This window comes from Trueperella sp. HMSC08H06 (assembly GCF_001808465.1).
GTDB classification, from domain to species: domain Bacteria; phylum Actinomycetota; class Actinomycetes; order Actinomycetales; family Actinomycetaceae; genus Trueperella; species Trueperella bernardiae.
This window is the reverse complement of sequence record NZ_KV793369.1, coordinates 46,364-62,827: the sequence shown is the minus strand read 5'-3', so window position 1 is coordinate 62,827 and position 16,464 is coordinate 46,364. Positions and strand designations below refer to the sequence as shown.

Below are 16,464 nucleotides of genomic sequence, written 5' to 3'. Positions count from 1 at the left end.
GCCTAGCGGGCGGCGCGAGCGATCTTGACGAAGTCCTCGATCGCGAGGCGCTCCCCGCGCAACGCGGGATCCACGCCGGCGATGCGCAAGATCGACTCGGCCTGCGCCGGGCTACCAGCCCACGTGCCGAGGGCCGAGCGCAGGGTCTTGCGGCGCTGGGCGAAGGCGGCGTCGACGACGGCGAACGCTCCGGCCCGGAGTTCCTCGGGGAAGCGCGGCACGGCGGGGCGTTCGAGGTGGACGAGGGCAGAGTCGACGTTCGGGACCGGCCAGAAGACGTTGCGGGAGATCTTCGCCCCGCGCCGCACGTCCCCATACCAGCTAGCCTTTGCCGAGGGCACGCCGTAGACGCGCGAGCCCGGAGCGGCGGCCAGGCGATCGGCCACCTCGAGCTGGACCATGACAGTCACGGACCGCAGCGAGGGCAGCTCCTCAAGCAGGGTGAGGATGACGGGCACGGCCACGTTGTAAGGCAGGTTGGCCACCAGGTGCGTGGGCTCGAAAGCGCCCGGGTGGGCCTCGGCGTATTCGGGCGGCACAGCCAGATCCCCGCGACGAACCTTGAGCGCGTCCTCGCGGAGCACGGCGAAGCGGCCGGCGGCGTCGGACATGAAGGACGCGACCGTCTCGGGGAGCACGGCGGCCAGCGGCGGGTCGATCTCCACGGCGGACAGGTAGGCGCCCGCCTCGAGGATTGCCAATGTCAGCGAGCCGAGCCCGGGGCCGACCTCGAGCACTTGGTCGCCAGCCGCCACGCCGGCGTCGCGAACGATGCGACGCACGGTGCCGGCGTCGTGAACGAAGTTCTGCCCGAGGGTCTTGGTTGGCCGGATGCCGAGGCGGTCAACGAGCTCGTGAATCTGAACGGGCCCGAGCAGCATTTAGTACCAGCCGCGCGCCTGGGAGTGGCCCCACGCCCCGCACGGGCTGCCGTAGCGGCCAGCGATGTAGCCCAGGCCCCAGGAGATCTGGGTGGCGGGGTTGGTCTGCCAGTCGGCGCCGGCGGAGGCCATCTTCGAACCGGGCAGCGCCTGCGGGATGCCGTACGCGCCCGAGGACGGGTTCGCTGCCTGGGAGTTCCAGCCCGACTCGCGCTGCCACAGCGCGTCAAGGCACGCCCACTGGTCCATGCCCCAACCGTAGGAGGCGAGCATGCCCTGAGCGATCTCGCGTGAGGAGCCGGCCGGGACCGGGGCGGACGCGGGCGCGGAGGCGGCGGCCGACGTCGCGGCCTGCTCCGGCTGGATCTCTTCGCGGGTGCCGACCTTGATGACTTCGTTGACGGGCTCAGCGGTGACGGTCTCGACGAGGAGCATGCGGGCGCTCTCCGCGCCGTCGCGCGAGGTGACCTGGTATGTGCGCGTGCCCTTGCCCTCCACGCCAGCCGTGGCAACCTCTTCCTCGCCCTTGGGAAGCTCGGCGGTCTCCACGCGCTCGGTCTCGAACGCGATGGTGTACTCCTCAGAAACCGTGGTGTTCGTGACGCGGGCGATCGTGATCGGGGCGGTGGTCACGGTGTCGGACAGGGAGACGGAGACCTCGTCGCGCGCCGCGATCGAGATGTCGGCGTTCGCCAGCGCCGCGGCGTACGTGTCGCCCTCGGAGGCGACGACGCGGGTGGTCTGCCCATCCACGGTGACATCGAAGGAGACGGTGCCGGCCGTCGCACTCGGGGCCTCCTCCGGAGCGTCAACGACGGCCGCCACGGCCTGCTCCACCTGCGGGGCGGTCAGCGCCGGGAAACCAACCGTGCCCCCGGCCGCGAAAACGGCCAGGGAGGCAGCACCGGCCACGTGCATCGCCTTCGTGTAACGGCGCGGCTTACGCGCGGGGGCGTGAGCCGCACGGGAGGTGACCAGGTGGAAGTTCATGTGCTCGGCGTACGGCATCGCGCCGGAGGTCACCACTCGGGTGACGGCCGGGATCTCCGCCGTGTCAGGTGTCTGGGCGAAAGCGGAACCATGCTGGGCGGCCTGGCCGGCTACACGTTCGGCCATGCGGCGGGCGCGGCGCGAACCCGGCTTCGGAGGAGTAGCCAGAAGTGAGGCATCAAAGGCCACGCCACGATTGGTCGAGTGATCTGTCAAAACGTCTCCAGTCCACGCGCACGGGTGTGCGCCCAGCGAAAGTTACATCAACGAAATCGATTGTAATCAAATTGTTATCAACCGCAAGCAGAAAGTGCGAGATCTTACTCGACCACCAGTCCTGTGCGGGCGAAGGCTGGGTGTCAGATCCCGTAAACCTCGCGCGTCGTCGCATCCAGCTTCGCGCAAAAGTCCGTCAGCGGCATGAGCCGAAGTTCAGCCAGGTGGGCGGCGGTGTAAGCCACTGCCCACGCCGCGTTCGGCTGCCCGCGGTACGGCGCCGGCGTCAAGTAGGGAGCGTCCGTTTCCACGAGCACCAGCTCGTCCGGCAGCGCCTCGAAGGCCTCGCGCAAGTACGCGTTAGCAGGGTACGTCACCGGCCCGGCAAACGAGGCATACCAACCGTACTCGCGGCACACGGCCGCGAGGTCGGCATCGCCGGAAAAACAATGGAACACCGTGCGCTCGGGCGCGCCGTCGCGCTTCAAGATGTCGACAACGTCGGCATGCGCGTCGCGATCGTGGATCTGGAGCGGCTTGCCCAGCTCCTTCGCGAGCGCGATGTGCTCCCTGAACGAGCGCTTCTGTGCGGTCTTGCCCTCTTCGCCGGTGCGGAAGTAGTCCAGGCCGGTCTCGCCGACTGCCACCACGGCGTCGTCGGCGCACAGTGCGGCGACCCGCCCGATCGCGTCCTCAAGCGAGATCGCATGGTGTTCCTCGACGCGCGGTTCGAGCCCGTCGGGTGCCACCTCGCGCACGCCCGCGTGCATCGCGGCCTCGTTGGGGTGGATCGCGAGCGCCGCCCAGATCTCGGGGCAGGTGCGGGAGAGCTCGACCGTCCACTCGAGCGCGGGGTACTCGCACCCCGACGTGATCGCGGCCCGCACGCCCGCACGCGCCATGCCCTCCCGCAGGTTCTCCAGCAGGATCGGCGGCTTCCATACCCCGGCGTTATTGAGGCGCTGGAGAGGGGTAACCTGGCCGGGGTCGGGCGCGGGGTCGGGGTAGATGTGGGTGTGGTTGTCGACAATCGGGACCGCGAGCGGGGCCGGGATGTCCGGGAACGCCCGCCGCCGGTCCTTCTTCGACGCCGAATCGCCCACTACTCGATCCCCAGGCGCTCGAGCTCCTCAGCCACGATCGACTCGTCGAGTTTGACGAACGCCGGCTTCGGCTTCGCGATCGGGGTGCCCGGCACCACGGCGCGGTGCTCCCATGCGCGAACACCCGCGTAGTCGCCAGTGATGATCGGGTACGGGTGGCCGGTGTCGAGGTCCGTGGCCTCCACAATCTGCGGCATCGGCGCGATGTCGCCAGCCCCGCCGAGCACGGCGTCGATTGTGTTCGACGAGTGCGGCAGGAAGACGCACATCATCGTGTTGAGGTCCGAAACGGCCTGGATGAGCGTGTTGAGCACGGTGGCCAGACGCTCACGCTGCTCGGGAGCCTTGAGCTTGAACGGCTCGGTGCGCGCCACGTAGGCGTTCGCCTCCCCCACCAGGCGCATGATCTCGGCCAGGGCCGCGCGCTGCGAATGGTTCGCGATCAGATCGCCCACCGTGTCAAAGCCGGCGCCGACGGCGTCCAGCAACTCACGATCGATGTCCTCCAGTTCGCCCGGGGCCGGGATCTCGCCGAAGTTCTTCGCGATCATCGCCGCCGTGCGGTTGACCAGGTTGCCCCAGCCGGCCACCAGCTCCGAATTATTCCGGCGCAGGAACTCCGACCACGTGAAGTCCGCGTCCTGATTCTCCGGCCCGGCGATCGAGATGAAGTAGCGCAGAGCGTCGGGCTGGTAGCGCTCGAGCACGTCACGCACGTAGATCACCACATTCTTCGACGAGGAGAACTTCTTACCCTCCATCGTGAGGAACTCCGAGGCCACCACCTGGGTGGGCAGGTTGAGACGGCCCATGCCGCCCGGCTCCCCGCCCTTCGCACCCTCGCCGTTGTAGGCCAGCAGCTCCGCCGGCCAAATCTGCGAGTGGAAAACAATGTTGTCCTTACCCATGAAGTAATAGGACAGAGCCTCCGGGTCCGTCCACCACAGCTTCCAGTCCTCCGCCGAGCCCGTGCCAGCCGCCTCACGGCGCCTCGCCCACTCAATCGACGCGGACAGGTAGCCGACGACGGCGTCAAACCACACGTACAACCGCTTGTTCGGCTTATCCTCCCACCCCGGAACCGGGATGCCCCACGAAATGTCGCGCGACATCGCGCGCGGGCGGACGTCGTCGAGCAAATGCTTGGAGAACGCAATGACGTTCGGGCGCCACTTGCCGTCCTCCTCCACGCCGTCGAGCCACGTGCGTAGCGAGTCGGCCAGCGCGGGCAGGTCAAGGAAGTAGTGCTCGGTCTCCTTAAACTCGGGCGCCAGGCCGGACACCTTCGAGATCGGGTCGATGAGGTCCTGCGGGTCGAGCTGGTTGCCGCAGTTGTCGCACTGGTCGCCGCGCGCGCCCGCGGCGCCGCAGATTGGGCACGTACCCTCAATGTAGCGGTCCGGCAGGGTGTTGCCCGTCTTCGGGTCGATCGCCACCGGCGTTGTCTCCACCAGCATGTAACCGTTGTCGCGGCAGCCACGGAACAGGTCCTGCACCACGTGCTCGTGATTGCCGGTGGTGGTGCGCGTGAACAGGTCGTAGGACAGGCCCAGCTTGACCAGGTCCTCCACAATGATGCGGTTGTTCTTGTCCGCCAGCTCCTGCGGGGTCACGCCCTCCTTGTCGGCAGCCACCAGAATCGGGGTGCCGTGCTCGTCCGTGCCCGACACCATCAGCACGTCATGGCCACGCATTCGCATGTAACGCGAGAATACATCCGAGGGCACACCAAACCCGGCAACATGGCCGATGTGGCGTGGCCCGTTTGCATACGGCCAAGCAACAGCTGAAAGGATCCTAGACATGCTTCAAGGGTAACCTTTGCGCGCGGATCAGCGAAACCGGCCCCGAGCCGATGTGGCGCGAGCGACCCGCGTGCGTCGCCTCGGTGCGGCCGCACGCCGAGCCGCGGGCGTGACAGGCGCGGACGGCGTCGTCGTTCACGGTGAGGGCCGGGCGACGGGCACGGGGGGGGGGAAGCGGGTAGAATCGGGTCATACTGAGGAGGAACAATGTCCGAAAATCGTGCTCTCATCATCGTTGACGTCCAGCCGACCTTCTGCGAGGGCGGGGCGCTAGGCGTGGTGGGCGGCAACGCCTGCGCCGAACGCATCGCCGACTTCGTCACCGACCACGCCGACGAATACGACCTCATCGTCACCACCCAGGACTGGCACGTCGACCCGGGAACGCACTTCTCCGACACCCCCGACTTCGTGGACACCTGGCCCCCGCACGGGGTTGCCGGCACGCCCGAAGCCGAGCTTCACGACGCCGTTGCCTCCCTCCCCTTCGATGATTCGGTGAAGAAGGGCGAATACGCCGCGGCCTACTCCGGGTTCGAGGGCGTGAACAAGGACGGGGACACCCTGGAGCGGATCCTGCGGGAGGCGGAGGTCGGGGCGATCGACGTGGTCGGCATCGCCGAGTCGCACTGCGTGAAAGAAACCGCGCTCGACGCGCTACGCGCCGGGTGGCCCGTGCGCGTGTTCTCGGACCTGACCGTGCCGGTCAGCGAGGAGCTGGGCGAGGCGGCCCGCGCGGAAATGGACGAGGCGGGCATCGAGCAGATCTCCTCGAGTGAGGCCTTCGGCTTCTACGAGGAGGGCGAGGACACACCGATCCCCGGCTACGACGACGGCGAAGGCAACAGCGTGGAAGCCTGGAACAAGGACGACTGGGACGACGACGAGTCTGCCTGGTCTCGCGAGGACTGGGACGACCTGGAGAACAACGACCTGGACGGCGACGGCCTGGCCGATGACCTCGAAGACGACGAGTGGGGCGCCGCCGACTACCGCGACGACGAACCCCGCCGCGGGGCCGCGCTCGACCGGGACGACTTCGTACGCGACGAATACGACGAGGACTCCGACGCCGAGCTGACTTCCGACGGGGAGGACGAGGAGCTCGACACGCTGGCCAACCAGGTCCAGCTCGGCGAGGACCTCTCCGACTACGATTTATCCGATTTTGACCTTGACCTGGAGGACGTGGACTTCTCCGGCGACGCCGACGACGACGATTTCGACTTCTCAGACATCGATTTCCAGCCATAAACGGCTGGTCTCAGTGGCTAGGGCGGGTCCTCTTGCCGGCAGGACCCACGGGATTACTGCTTGGCGGCCAGGGCGAGCTTGGCCAGCTCATTCTTCGATAGGCCCTCGCGGGCGGCAACGTGAGCGGCGGCGTCCTTGAGGCGGAGCCCGGCCTCGTGCAACGCCAGGACTTCGGGGACGTGGGCGCTAGCGTCGGCCGTGACGTGGGCAGGTGCACCCTCCACCACGATCGTGATCTCCCCACGCACACCCTCCGCCCAGTCGGCGAGCGCGGCGAGCGTGGCCCGTTTGACCTCCTCGTAGATCTTGGTCAGCTCGCGGCAGACGGCGGCCCGGCGGTCCGGGCCGAGCTCGTCACGCATCGCGGTGAGGGTGGCAACAAGCCGGCGCGGGGACTCGAAGAAGATCATCGTGCGGGGCTCGGCGGCGAGTGACTCGAAGTAGCGGCGCCGCTCCCCCTCCTTGCGCGGCGGGAAACCCTCGAAGGTGAATCGGTCAGAGGCGAGCCCGGACAGAGCGAGGGCCGTGAGGACTGCGGACGGCCCGGGCACCACCGTGACGGGCACGCCCTCCGCGGCGGCGAGGGAAACCAGCCGGTAGCCCGGGTCGGACACCGAAGGCATGCCGGCATCGCTCACCACCACCACTCGCCGGCCCTCTCGCGACGCCTCGATGAGCTGCGGGGCCACCTCCGACTCGTTGTGCTCGTGGTAGGGCACCACCTTGCCGTGCAGGGTGATGCCGAGACGGCCGGCGAGATTCAGGAGGCGGCGGGTGTCCTCGGCGGCGATGAGGTCGGCGCCCTCGAGCTCGGCGCGGAGGCGGGGCGAGGCGTCGTCGTCGTTGCCAAGAGGCGTTGCAGCTAGCACGATCATGGCTCCACCCTATAACGCCGGATTTCGCGCAGTGTGAGACCGGGCAAGTTTTTTCACACCGTTGCATCGCGGGGCTATACTTGGAAGTGACCGAAAGGTCGGGAAGTCGAAGATTTTGGCTTCACCTCAACAATTAAATAGGGAGAAACACCATGGCAATTTCATGGAAGATCTTTGCAAGCAACAAGGACGAGCGCTCCAACGCTTACATCACCGAAGCGCGTGCACTCGAGCAGTCAGTCCAGGCTGAAATCTTCGGTCGCTAAGCAAAAACACTAGGCCGGGCAACCGGATGAAAGAGGCGGACAAAGAGGTCCGCATTTTTTATGCCCAGTTTCGCCGGCCTTGCCTGCGCCGCGCCCCACGCACCCGCCGGCCCCGCGCCCGCGCTACGCCCAGCCGGTCTCCCACAGCAGGTCCTCCTCGATGCCGAAGTGGTGTGCCACCTCATGGAAGACAGTCACCATGACCTCCTCGGCCACCTCGTCCTCCGTCTCACACATGCGCAGGGTGGGCCCGCGGAAGATCCAGATGCGGTTGGGTTCGGCGTAGCCGAAGAAGTCGCCGTCGGTGAGCGCGATCCCCTCATACAGCCCGAGCAGGTCCTCCCCCTGGGATTCTTTGAGTTGCTCCTCGTTCGGCTCGTCGGCCACAAGGAACACGAGGTTTTCCAGCCGTTGCGCGAACTCGTCCGGGATCTCGTCCAGGGCGTCGGCTACAAGCTCTTCGAATCGCTCTTCGGTCATCTCAACCATGCACCCAGTTTCCCAGAATCCGGCCCGCCCCGAAAGCGGACGCCACATCCAGCGCCAGGCGACGACGCCCGGCCCCCGCCCGCCCAGCGCCCGCCCCGCGCCCACCCCGCGCCACCAGTACGCAAGCCGAGCTCCGGCGTCGTTCGAAGCCCGCCGTGCCTTTGCGTAGACTTTGGCCGTGGACACCATGCATGCACACCTTCGCCGTGAGAACGAGCTTCGGGGCCTGCTCGGCCTGCTGCCGAAGGGGGCGAGCCTGCCCGCGCAGCTGCGGCTGCAGGGGTGGATTGTCACGGCCCTGGCCACGCTCATCGCGGCGCTAGCGCGCCTGCCGCGCCTAACCCACCCGCACGCGATGGTGTTCGACGAGACCTACTACGTCAAGGGCGCCTTTTCCCTGCTCAACTTCGGGTATGAGCGCAATTGGGAGGGCGAGGACCAGAACGCGCTGTTCGTGAACGGGGACCTGTCCGCCATGGAAACCGCCCCCGACCGTTGGGTCCACCCGCCGTTCGGCAAGTGGCTGATGGGCGTGGGGATGCGGCTTTTCGGCGACGACAACGGCTTCGGCTGGCGCGCCACCACCGCGATCCTGGGTGTGATTGCGGTGGCGATCCTCGTGCGGGTGGCGTTGCACCTGTTCCGCTCGGTGCCGCTCGCCGCGATCGCCGGCCTGGCGATGGCGCTGGACGGCATGGGGATCACCCTCTCCCGCACGGGCCTGCTGGACAACATGGTGACGTTCTTCGTGCTCGCCGGCTTTTGGGCGATCCTGCGCGACCGCGACTACGCCCGCGAGCGCCTCGCCGCCCGCGTGGCCTGGCCCACCGGCTCCCCGGGCCGCGTGGACGACGTCTGGGGCCCCCACGTCGCCTTCCGGCCGTGGCTCATCCTCGCGGGCGTGTTCGTGGGGCTCGCGTGCGGGGTGAAGTGGTCAGGGGCGTATGCGCTGGCGGTCTTCGGCTTGCTCGTTTTCTTCTGGGGCCTGGCCGCCCGCCGTGCGATCGGGGCGCGCCTGTGGATCGGGGCGGGGCTGTGGCGCGAGGGGGTGCCGGCGTTCTTCCAGCTGGTGCCCACGGCGATCGTCACCTACGTCGCGTCCTGGTTCTCCTGGTTCGCCTCCCCCTCCGGTTGGGATCGCCAGTGGGCCGTGGAGCACACCGCGCAGTTGCCGTTGCCGTGGGCGCCCGGGGTGGTGAACTCCTTCCTCCACTGGCACCAGGCCACGATGGAGTTCCACCGGGGCCTGTCCTCCCCACACACGTACCAGAGCCAGCCGTGGGCGTGGATCATCCAGTTCCGCCCGGTGTCCTTCTTCTGGCGCGCCGGTGACGACGTCCCCGCCGGCTCCTGCCCCAGCGACGACTGCGTCATGGCCATCACCTCGGTGGGCAACCCGTTCGTGTGGTGGCTCGCCGCACTGGCGCTCATCGTGGTGATCGCTGCGGCCATCCGCCGCGACTGGCGCGCCTGGGCGATCCTGTCCGGTTATCTGGCGATGTACGTGCCGTGGTTCTTCTACCTCGACCGCACGATCTACCAGTTCTATGCCGTGGCCTTCCTTCCGTTTGTGGCGCTCGCGCTCGCGTACGGGGTCGGCTGGGCCGCGCGCACCCTCCCTCCCCTGCGCCTGATCAAGGTCACCGACGACACCGTCGCCCCGCTCGCCTCAGGCCCTCACGAGATGCTGCCCTCGGTGGTGAGCCCCCTGCCGCGGACGCGCAAGGCGTGGGTGCTCATCGCGGTGGTCGTGGGCCTGATCGTGGTGGCCGCCCTGTTCTGGATGCCCCTGTGGTGGGGCACTCCGATTCCGCGCTGGTTCTGGAAGCTCCACATGTGGCTACCCAGCTGGGTCTAGAAGCGGTCGCGGCGGGCCCGGCAGCCGGTGTCTGCCGGGATCCGCGGCACAACTCGTGAACCTGGCGTGGACCTGGCTTCTATAGAAATCGGTAGCCGGTATTTTCACGACTTCTGTCGGACTGACCCTGACACTCCCCCGTCCACATGGTGCACGGCGCAGAACTAAAACCGACCCGGGACTAAGGTGGAGCATCAAGGGCGCCGTGGCGACGGCGTCGTGAAAAAAGGAGAGCCCCATGAAGGACGACACCAAATACATTCACGCAGGTTATCAGCCCGGCGACGGCGACCCGCGCCAGCTGCCGATCGTGCAGTCGACCACGTACACGTTCGATTCGGCCAACTCGATCGCGGGCGTCTTTGACGAGCCCACGCACGCGCTGATCTACTCGCGCTTCGCGAACCCCACCGTCATGGCGGTGGAGGAAAAGGTCGCGGCGCTGGAAGGAGGAGTGGCAGCAATGGCGACGTCGTCCGGTCAGGCTGCCACCCTCATGGCGGTCCTCAACCTGTGCTCGGCAGGTGATTCACTTGTGTCGTCGATCGAGGTGTATGGCGGCACGGCGAACCTGTTCTCGGTCACGCTGGCGAAGTTCGGCATCGAGGTTATCTGGGTGGACCCGAGCGTGCCGGAGGAGGAGATCGCGGCGGCGATCAAGCCCAACACGAAGGCCCTGTTCGGTGAGACGATCGCGAACCCGCTGCTGTCGGTGCTCGACATCGAGAAGTTTGCCCGCGTGGCGCACGGGGCCGGCGTGCCGCTGATCGTCGACTCGACGTTCGCCACCCCCGCGCTGTGCAAGCCGATTAAGTGGGGCGCCGACGTCGTCATCCACTCCACGTCCAAGTACATGGACGGGCACGCGGTGCAGGTGGGCGGCATGATCGTCGACGCCGGGAAGTTTGACTACACGAACGGGCGCTTTCCCGACTTCACCGAGCCGGACGAGTCATACCACGGGGTGGTGTACACGAAGGACTATGCGGCGGCGCCCTACATGGTCAAGGCCCGCACCCAGCTCCAGCGCGACTTTGGTGCCTACCCGGCGGCGCACTCGGCGTTCTTGCTCAACTTGTCCCTCGAAACGCTGGGCCTGCGAATGGCCCGGCACAGCGAGAACGCGCTCGCCGTGGCGCGGTTCCTTGAGGGGCGCGAGGAGGTTGGGGAGGTCCGCTACCCCGGCCTCGAGTCCTTCGCCTACCACAAGCTGGCGAACAAGTACCTGTCTGGCGGGTACTCGGGCGTGATCTGCGTGGACCTGGGCGACCGCGAGCGCGGCACCCGCTTCATGGACGCGCTCAAGCTGGTTACCCGCGAGGTCCACGTGGCCGACTCGCGCAGCTGCGTACTGCACCCCGCGTCGAGCACGCACAGGCAGCTGACCGATAGCGAGCTGGCAGCCGCCGGCATCACGCCGGGGCTGGTGCGGATCTCGATCGGGCTGGAGCACGTGGACGACATCCTCGAAGACATCGCGCAGGCGCTCGCGGTGCTGTAGGGGCCTGGTTGGGCCGGCCGACGCCGGCCCAACCAGACGCCTTGCAGTCGCCACGCTAGGGAGGCCAACGAACGCATGACGATGTCGATGTCCTGGTTTTCCAGTTCCTTGATGACGTGGAGGTAAGTCTCCTGCGTCGTCGTCATGCTCGCGTGCCCGAGGCGGCGCGATACGCTCGCGATCGACACACCCGCGAAGAGGAGCAGCGAGGCATGCGTGTGGCGCAGGCCGTGGATCGTGATGACGGGAACACCCACCGCCTCACAGTGGCGAGCAAGCGCAGCGTTGGCCGTGGAATTGTAGACCGAGCCCTTGACGAAGATCGGCTCGTCGGCAGGAAGATCCTTCACTAGCCCTGACAGCTGCATAACCAACTGCCAGTCGAGCTGAACCTTCCTGACCGACGAGGCGTTCTTAGTGGGGACGAACCCGCCTTTGCGCTTGTAGTCCCACGTCTTGTTGACGGAGAGGCTCTGGTGAGCGAGGTCAAAATCGTTCGGGGTGAGGCCGAGGGCCTCGCTGAAGCGCAGACCTGTCTTGGCAATGAGGAGGATGAGCCAGTCCCAGCTCGGCTCCGGGCCGAGCTCCAGGTTGGCTAGCACCGAGTGGAGCTCGAACTGGTTGAGGTACTTGATCTTCTTCTGACGCGGAGTCCTGCCCTTGATGATGACTTTGCGCGTGGGGTCGCGCGGGATAAAACCTTCGTCCACGGCGTCGAGGATCGCGCCCTTCAACTGGTGGTGGAAGTCCATCGTGGTCTGGCGCTCGTGGTGTTCGGCATACGCGTTGATGAGCTGTTGGTAGCGGATGCGGTTGAGGTCCTTGAGCAGGAGGTCAGGCGCGAGCCGCTTGAGCCACGCCTGAGACAAGCGGTACTTGTCCATCGTGACCTCACGGATTGCGCCCTCCTTGTAGATCTGCACCCATTCCGCGTAGTAGGTAGCAAACAGAGCGTTTCTATCATTGGAGATCTGCACGTGTCATCGCCTCTTTCTTCAGTTGATCGTTTACGCTGATGAAGAAAGCAAAAGGTGTTGTTAACCCTCCATTCTTATCCGCTCCTCGAGGTCGAAGCCGCCTTCGAGGACGAAGTCCTTGAGAAGGGTCCGCACCCTCATCTTTGCCCGGAAGACGCTGGCGTAACTCGAGCCGTGCTCGCTGAGGAACTGGATAGCGCGGCTGGCATCGATCGTGGTGGCCAACTCGTCGAAGCGCCCGAACTCGTTGAGGTTGTTCTCGGTCAGCCTCAGGCGGAGAAGCTCTTCGAGGGCCGACCTGTCCACCCCGAAACCGTCGACCACCTGCGCCACCTGCGCGTTCTCGGTTCGCTTGGCGTAGGCGTTGATGCAGTCGCGCAGGGTCTGACCTTCCTCCACGACGGCACGCCCGTACTCGATGTCATGAATCAGGGTCTGTGCGTGGCGTTGGTCTTCCTGACTCAGTGCGGCAAACGAGCGATGGAGTTCGTTGGCGATCGCCCCTAGGTTCGGGTCACCGGAATTGAGCGCCCGGAGCCACTTGGTGAATCGAAGCTCCATGTAGTCCGCGTCGATGCGTTCCGTGTCGTTTTCGATGGTGTGGCCGGCCAGGTCGTAGGGCACGGAGGTGTCCGCGGATCCGCCCGCCGAGAAGAGCTCCTTATAGCGCTGGACCATAATGCGGTAGGTTCGCTCGTCGATGGCGACCGTGCGGGTGACCTGGCGCTCGTCGTCGTCGATGAACTCGTAGGTGGACGTGTCCCAGGTGAAGCCCTGGATCCGGGCGGCCTCAAGGGCCCGGTCAAACTCGATGAACATCTTGGCGAACATCTTGCGTTCTTCGTCGGTGTCGGGCAGGCGGCTGAGGTCGGCCACGCCGGCAACCTCGAAGAGGTTGCGGATGGCCGCCGCCTGCTCGTTCATGAGGTCGATGTTCTCGGGGAGTTTTTGGACGAAGATGTCGAGCGGCTTTTCTCCTGAATACAACTTTACCGCCGCCTCGATGTTGCGTTTCATCGTGTGCGGCTTGCGGTAGTAGCGTACGGTCCCGAACGGCTTGTCCGGCCCGAACACGCGGTTGGTGCGGCTGAAGGCTTGGATGATGCTCTCGAACAGGATGATCTTGTCAAGGTAGAGCGTGTTGACCCACTTCGAATCGAAGCCGGTGAGCATCTGATCAACCACGATGAGGAGGTCGATCCGCTCGTCCCGATCCCTATCGATCGTGACGTAGGGAGTCTTGTGTGCAAGGCGTGCCGCGATGTCCTTCTTCATCAGCGCCCACGTAGGGATCGTGAAGCTCTTGCGATAGCGAACGTTGTAGTCCTCGATGATCTCCACGAGCGCATCTCCCTTGACGATCGCGCCGTCGGAGTTGTCCACATTCGGATCAAAGAGAGCGGTCACACTGAGGTGTGGTGCCTGTTCCTTGAACTTGCGGTAGTAGGTGATCGCCTCAGGGATGGAGCTGGTGGCGAGGATCGCGTGGAACTTCCCGCCATGGCTGAGGATCTGGAACTGGTCGAGGATGTCTGACACGACCATGTCCTTGTGTGCCGTGTCGTCCCCGTATTGGGCCTGGCTGAGGTGCCCTTCGATCGATTCTCGGGATCGGCCGAGCTCGTCCTGTGACGGCCCCATCGGCACCTCATTGATGTAGCGGTAGAAAACCTCCTTCTTGCGCGTGTCAGCCAGCGCTTCGTCGACGTTCGATGCCTTCGCCTTCTCCAGTGCCACCGCTTTGCGCACGTCCGCGTCCTTGAACGTGGTCACCTGGTAGACGTCGAAGCCGAGCACGTTGCCATCGCGAATCCCGTCCGCGATGCTGTACCTGTGTAGCTCGGAGCCGAAGACCATCGACGTGGTCGTGTCCTTCTTCTTGTTCTCGGCAAGAATCGGCGTGCCAGTGAACCCAAAGTAGAGGGCGTTTGGGAACGTTTGCTTGATCGTCTGCAGCATCTCACCGAACGTCGAACGGTGTGCCTCGTCGACGACGAACACGATTCGCTTCCGTGCCAGCTTCTCAACGTCGTGCTGCCGGAGCATGTCGCCGTCGATCTTCAATTTGCTCATCTTCTGGATCGAGGTCACGATGAGCTTCTCCGACGGGCTCGAGCTGAGGAGCTTCTCCCTGAGTTCAAGGGCACTTCTGGTGCCCTGGATGTCGTCAGCGTCGTCAGCGAAAGCCCGATACTCCCTCAGGGACTGGGTGCCTAGTTCGATGCGGTCCATGAGGAAGACGACCTTGTCGGCGTCACCAGAATCGGCGATGAGCTGGGCGGACTTGAAGCTCGTCATAGTCTTGCCCGAGCCCGTGGTGTGCCAGATATAGCCGCCAAGGTGGCCGCTCTGGCCGGCGAGCGGCGGCGTCTTCCAGTCGTGGTTGCGCACGACGTTCGAGATCGCACTTGCCGCGTAGTACTGGTAGCTTCGCATCACCTTGAGGGAACCGTCCGCGGCGTCAGCCACGGTGTAGAAGCCGATGAGCTGGTGGGCCATCGGGATGGAGAGCAATTTTTCCGTGACGCGTTTCCACGGGTGCGACGTGGTGTCGCCTCCCGCGCACATCGGCTCGTTGTTCACGTCCGCCCAATGGAAGAAGTAGGCGGGGTTAAACCTGTCCGGGCCGGCGTTCGCGAAATATTTCAGCTCGGTGGGGGTCATCGCCACGAACACCTGGACGAGCTGGAAGATGCCCGTGAATACCCCTTCGTGGGAGTACTTTTCGATCTGATTCGTGGCCTGGCTAACTGCCACCCCGCTGCGCTTGAGCTCAATGTGGATGACCGGCATGCCATTGATCAGTAGGCACAGGTCTCCCCGGCGGTCGTTGCGAATGCGGTTGTGTGCGGGGTATCTGGGCTGCTGGGCGATCTGGTACCGGCTGTCACCCGCAGCGATTTCCTGCCGATCGTAGATCTTGAGGCTGATCTCCTTGCCAAAGTGTTCGGGATCATCCGGGTTGTCGCGCTTGATCGACACCGTCTTGCCGTTGATGAACGCGTTGAGCGCGTAGGGGGTGCGGAGTTCCTGGACCTTGTCGAGGATCTGGGCCATCTCGCTATCCGTGAGCGGCACGCCATTGAGCCGATCCCTGTGCTTATTGTTAGCGAACAGGATATCGGCCCAGTTCCGGATGAGATCCTCTTCAGTCGGATTCTTCAGCACGCCGCCCGAATCGTTCCAGCCGTTCTGCTTCAGGACCTCGATGACGGCCTCTTCAAAGTCCGATTCACGTTCAAACGTCATGAGACTTCCTTTACTTGTAGCGGACGCAGGGTTGAAAGTCGGTTTTTGGAGTGCGAATACTTACGCTGATGAAGGGCGATGAGGCGGTCGACAGCGTGCAACAACTCACCTATGCTCCTCTGTTCGTTGATATCAGTCGGCACACGAACTGTCAGTCCTTCAAGATCAGCAGCATTGAAAGACGGCAGGGCACCAATTTGTATCAGGCTCGTGAGCTTGATACCGGAGAAAAGGGCCTGCGCGAAACGTACGTGAACACGACCGGCCAAGGAGAAGGCCATCGTATTGTTATCAAGCAAAAATGGCTCGGTGACCAGCCTCTTCCTTTCGAGCATGACAGCTGCCCCCACCTTCGCAAAGAAGATTGCAGGCACGTCCATAATCGGCTGCCAGCGATTTTTCACGATTTGTCCCGGCGTCACATAGTTCTTGCAACCACGTAGCTCGGTCTCGTTTCCCTCAATATTCATGTCAGACACCTTGAAGAATGGCAGGCCTCGAGTCCCGCCTTGCTCTACCTCAGGAAAACCAAATCCCGATTGAGCATGTCCAAGATGCCCCAGCTCACACTGTTCCCAAGTGGGCCGGCACTTTGCGACCGAAGTGCCGATAATCATGCGCCCTCCATCCGGCCAAGCGAGACAAATACTGAATCTAGCTCATTTTCAACACAACATGCCGACGATGCGAAGGGCAGGTCTTTACCTAAGGCCACCCGAGTCCCTCCATACCTGCCGGGAGGCCTTCCGCGTCAATGACACGAGGCGTAACCCCAACCTCTCCACCGATCCACGGAGCCCCGAGCTTGTCACTCATCGGCCTGCAAGCCTTCCGGAATCCACTGACACCCCGTCCGTGTCACCAGCTCCCCGATCGAGATCTCGCCCTTGACGCATTCATCCGAATCCTCTCGGAACCGCGTGGACACGTATGCGTCCGCCATTTCGCAGGAATGAAGAGCTTCCTCCATGGCGCGTTCCCAATCCACGTTGACCTCCAT

General features: G+C 64.8%; 11 protein-coding genes and 2 pseudogenes. 3 read left to right on the top strand and 10 right to left on the bottom strand.

Going from position 1 to position 16,464, the window contains the following annotated elements:
* Positions 1-2: 2 nt before the first annotated feature.
* From rsmA to metG, 4 genes are all read right to left on the bottom strand, one after another.
* The gene (gene rsmA, locus HMPREF3174_RS08055) at positions 3-881 is read right to left on the bottom strand and encodes a 16S rRNA (adenine(1518)-N(6)/adenine(1519)-N(6))-dimethyltransferase RsmA (protein WP_062613995.1); all 879 of its coding nucleotides are present in this window, start codon (positions 879-881) and stop codon (positions 3-5) included.
* Positions 882-1,997, bottom strand: a complete 1,116-nt coding sequence (locus tag HMPREF3174_RS08050) for an aggregation-promoting factor C-terminal-like domain-containing protein (protein WP_062613994.1) — start codon at positions 1,995-1,997, stop codon at positions 882-884.
* 233 nt (positions 1,998-2,230) lie between these two features.
* Complete coding sequence (locus HMPREF3174_RS08045; protein ID WP_070448355.1) at positions 2,231-3,190, bottom strand: TatD family hydrolase; 960 nt, start codon at positions 3,188-3,190, stop codon at positions 2,231-2,233.
* A complete protein-coding gene (gene metG, locus HMPREF3174_RS08040; protein ID WP_070445695.1) occupies positions 3,190-4,995 on the bottom strand; it encodes a methionine--tRNA ligase in 1,806 nt (601 codons plus the stop codon). The genes HMPREF3174_RS08045 and metG overlap by 1 nt, the downstream gene beginning before the upstream one ends.
* Before the next feature lie 207 nt (positions 4,996-5,202).
* Here metG and HMPREF3174_RS09675 point away from each other — a divergent pair.
* Positions 5,203-5,781: pseudogene (locus HMPREF3174_RS09675) on the top strand (isochorismatase family protein); the annotation flags it as partial.
* A gap of 521 nt (positions 5,782-6,302) precedes the next feature.
* Here the strand turns inward: HMPREF3174_RS09675 and rsmI are convergent.
* Complete coding sequence (gene rsmI, locus HMPREF3174_RS08030) at positions 6,303-7,124, bottom strand: 16S rRNA (cytidine(1402)-2'-O)-methyltransferase (RefSeq protein WP_070448354.1); 822 nt, start codon at positions 7,122-7,124, stop codon at positions 6,303-6,305.
* A 389-nt stretch (positions 7,125-7,513) separates the two neighbouring features.
* Entirely contained in the window at positions 7,514-8,068 is a 555-nt protein-coding gene (locus HMPREF3174_RS08025; protein WP_306452656.1) for a metallopeptidase family protein, read from the bottom strand.
* Here HMPREF3174_RS08025 and HMPREF3174_RS08020 point away from each other — a divergent pair.
* Both HMPREF3174_RS08020 and HMPREF3174_RS08015 read left to right on the top strand, forming a co-directional pair.
* Complete coding sequence (locus tag HMPREF3174_RS08020; RefSeq protein ID WP_068538846.1) at positions 8,067-9,737, top strand: dolichyl-phosphate-mannose--protein mannosyltransferase; 1,671 nt, start codon at positions 8,067-8,069, stop codon at positions 9,735-9,737. The genes HMPREF3174_RS08025 and HMPREF3174_RS08020 overlap by 2 nt on opposite strands.
* 238 nt (positions 9,738-9,975) lie before the next feature.
* Entirely contained in the window at positions 9,976-11,238 is a 1,263-nt protein-coding gene (locus HMPREF3174_RS08015; RefSeq protein ID WP_070448353.1) for an O-acetylhomoserine aminocarboxypropyltransferase/cysteine synthase family protein, read from the top strand.
* Positions 11,239-11,360: 122 nt separating this feature from the next.
* Here HMPREF3174_RS08015 and HMPREF3174_RS09585 read toward each other — a convergent pair.
* The 4 genes and pseudogenes from HMPREF3174_RS09585 to HMPREF3174_RS08000 form a co-directional block, all read right to left on the bottom strand.
* A pseudogene (locus HMPREF3174_RS09585) lies at positions 11,361-11,990 on the bottom strand (site-specific integrase); the annotation flags it as partial.
* A 285-nt stretch (positions 11,991-12,275) separates the two neighbouring features.
* Entirely contained in the window at positions 12,276-15,464 is a 3,189-nt protein-coding gene (locus HMPREF3174_RS08010; protein ID WP_070448352.1) for a type I restriction endonuclease subunit R, EcoR124 family, read from the bottom strand.
* The gene (locus HMPREF3174_RS08005; protein ID WP_070448351.1) at positions 15,461-16,081 is read right to left on the bottom strand and encodes a restriction endonuclease subunit S; all 621 of its coding nucleotides are present in this window, start codon (positions 16,079-16,081) and stop codon (positions 15,461-15,463) included. Before HMPREF3174_RS08005 ends, HMPREF3174_RS08010 begins: the two co-directional genes overlap by 4 nt.
* A 191-nt stretch (positions 16,082-16,272) precedes the next feature.
* Positions 16,273-16,464 carry an antitoxin VbhA family protein gene (locus HMPREF3174_RS08000; RefSeq protein ID WP_070448350.1) on the bottom strand — a complete coding sequence of 64 codons (192 nt, stop codon included), beginning with the start codon at positions 16,462-16,464 and terminating at the stop codon, positions 16,273-16,275.